Raw genomic sequence first — 2,727 nt, forward strand, 5'->3', positions numbered from 1 at the left:
GGCGCACCCCCTGCTCCCCCCGGAGTCCCGCCTCGCCATCCAGCGGATCATGACCGAGGGGGCGGGCGTCCTGCGCTCGGCGGACTCCCTCACCCGGGCCGCCGACCGGCTGCACCACCTCCACACCGAGGCCCGCGAGGCCCTGCGGGACCACGGCAAGACGTCCGAGCCCGGCGTCGACACCTGGGAGGCCACCAACCTCATGTGCGTGGCCCGCGTCCTGGTGGCCGCCGCGGCCCGGCGCGAGGAGACGCGCGGCTGCCACTGGCGCGAGGACCACCCGGACCGCGACGACACCGCCTGGGCCCGCCACATCGTCGTACGCCTGAACCCGGACCGCACCCTCGCCGTGCACACCACGGACACGCCAGAATTCCCCCCGACCGTCCACGGCCGCCGGCCGACGCAGCGTCCCCAGGAGCAGTGAGAGCAGTGAACACCCCCGACCTTCCCCTCGCCTCGTCCGGAGGCTGCGGCGACGGCTGCGCCTGCGGCGCGGAAACCGACGAAGACGCGTACCTGGAGTGCGGCCTCGACCCCGCCCTCGCCGCGCTCCTGCTGGACTCCGGACTGGACCCGGTGGAGGTCGAGGACATCGCGAACCTCGCCGTCCAGGAGGACCTGGCGGGCGGCGTGGACGTGACGACGGTCGCGACCATCCCCGAGGACGCCGTGGCCACGGGCGACCTCACCGCGCGGGAGGCGGGCACGGTGGCGGGCCTCAGGGTCGCCGAGGCGGTCCTCTCGGTCGTCTGCACGGACGAGTTCGAGGTGGAACGCCACGTCGAGGACGGCGACCGCGTGGAGCCCGGGCAGAAGCTCCTCTCCGTCACCACCCGCACCCGCGACATCCTCACCGCCGAACGCAGCGCGCTGAACCTCCTGTGCCGCATGTCGGGCATCGCCACGGCCACGCGCGCGTGGGCGGACGCGCTGGACGGCACGAAGGCCAAGGTCCGCGACACCCGCAAGACGACGCCCGGCCTGCGCGGCCTCGAGAAATTCGCCGTCCGCTGCGGCGGCGGCGTCAACCACCGCATGTCCCTGTCGGACGCGGCCCTGGTCAAGGACAACCACGTGGTGGCCGCGGGCGGCGTCGCGCAGGCCTTCCAGGCCGTCCGCGAACGCTTCCCCGAGGTCCCCATCGAGGTCGAGGTGGACACCCTGCACCAGCTCCGCGAGGTGCTGGACGCGGGCGCCGACCTGATCCTGCTGGACAACTTCACCCCGTCCGAGTGCGAGGAGGCGGTCGCCCTGGTGGCCGGCCGAGCGGCCCTGGAGGCCTCGGGCCGCCTGACCCTCACCAACGCCAAGGCGTACGCCGACACGGGCGTCGACTACCTGGCCGTGGGCGCCCTCACCCACAGCTCCCCGATCCTGGACATCGGCCTGGACCTGCGAGCGGCGGAGTAGGGCCATGCTGCTGACGATCGACGTAGGCAACACGCACACCGTCCTGGGCCTCTTCGACGGCGAGGACATCGTCGAGCACTGGCGCATCTCCACGGACTCGCGCCGCACGGCCGACGAGCTGGCGGTCCTCCTGCAGGGCCTGATGGGCATGCACCCGCTCCTCGGCGACGAGCTGGGCGACGGCATCGACGGCATCGCCATCTGCGCGACGGTCCCCTCGGTCCTGCACGAACTGCGCGAGGTCACCCGCCGCTACTACGGCGACGTCCCCGCGGTCCTGGTCGAGCCGGGCGTCAAGACCGGCGTCCCCATCCTCACCGACCACCCCAAGGAGGTCGGCGCCGACCGCATCATCAACGCCGTCGCGGCCGTCGAGCTGTACGGCGGCCCGGCGGTCGTCGTGGACTTCGGCACGGCGACGACGTTCGACGCGGTCAGCGCGCGCGGGGAGTACGTCGGCGGGGTCATCGCCCCCGGCATCGAGATCTCGGTCGAGGCGCTCGGCGTGAAGGGCGCCCAGCTCCGCAAGATCGAGGTGGCCCGCCCGCGCAGTGTGATCGGCAAGAACACGGTGGAGGCGATGCAGTCGGGCATCGTCTACGGCTTCGCGGGACAGGTGGACGGCGTCGTCAACCGCATGGCCCGCGAACTGGCCGACGACCCCGAGGACGTCACGGTCATCGCGACGGGCGGACTCGCGCCGATGGTGCTGGGCGAGGCCACGGTCATCGACGAGCACGAGCCCTGGCTGACCCTGATCGGCCTCCGCCTGGTGTACGAACGCAACGTGTCCCGCCTGTAGCGGCGCCCGGGAGGGTGACGCGGCCCGGCGAGGTGAGCGGGGGATCCCACCGGCCACCCGCGCCGGGCCGCCGCAGGCATCCCGCCGCGCCACACCCGCCCCCTATGCCGAGTTTGTCTGATTAGCGCGTATCGTCACCGCATGCCCACGCCCTACGGAACCCGCGGCGGCATGGCGTTCGGTGCTCAGGAGCTGTGTGTGCTCCGGCGCGCTCTCGCCCGTGCCCTGAACCCCAGTCCCGTCTCGGCGGAGGAGGCCCAGGACTGCCTCCGCCTCGCAGAGTCGCTCGACGAGGCGATGCGGGAGAGCGCCCGGCTACGCGCCTTCCTGGTGGCCGACCTCGCCCGGTACCGCGCCGCCCTCCCCGGCACCGCCGGCGGCTACCTCGCACTGCTGGACGAGGCCCTGGGCGCCGGCCACCGCCCCGACGCGGACGACCTCGCCGCCCTCGGCGCCCTGCGCGGCAACCCCACCGCGGCCGCGCTGCTGACCCGCTGCGCACCCCCGGCGCC

The 2,727-nt window shown here is 73.6% G+C and carries 2 protein-coding genes and 2 pseudogenes; all 4 read left to right on the forward strand.

Annotation, left to right across the window (positions count from 1 at the left end; genetic code table 11):
- Positions 1–427 (forward strand): annotated as a pseudogene (locus tag DMH12_RS38085) (L-aspartate oxidase); the annotation flags it as partial.
- A 5-nt stretch (positions 428–432) separates the two neighbouring features.
- On the forward strand, positions 433–1,413 hold the full coding sequence (gene nadC / locus DMH12_RS38090; protein WP_185832779.1) for a carboxylating nicotinate-nucleotide diphosphorylase: 981 nt from the start codon (positions 433–435) through the stop codon (positions 1,411–1,413).
- A gap of 4 nt (positions 1,414–1,417) precedes the next feature.
- Positions 1,418–2,215, forward strand: a complete 798-nt coding sequence (locus tag DMH12_RS38095) for a type III pantothenate kinase (protein WP_122616862.1) — start codon at positions 1,418–1,420, stop codon at positions 2,213–2,215.
- A 141-nt stretch (positions 2,216–2,356) separates the two neighbouring features.
- Positions 2,357–2,727: pseudogene (locus DMH12_RS38100) on the forward strand (hypothetical protein); the annotation flags it as partial.

Source organism: Streptomyces sp. WAC 04229 (genome assembly GCF_003947455.1).
In the GTDB taxonomy this organism is placed as follows: Bacteria; Actinomycetota; Actinomycetes; order Streptomycetales; family Streptomycetaceae; genus Streptomyces.

What these genes read in the sequence shown, in the direction of transcription:
- DMH12_RS38095 (WP_122616862.1), top strand. Translation starts at nt 1,418, where the DNA reads ATGCTGCTGACGATCGACGTAGGCAACACGCACACCGTCCTGGGCCTC.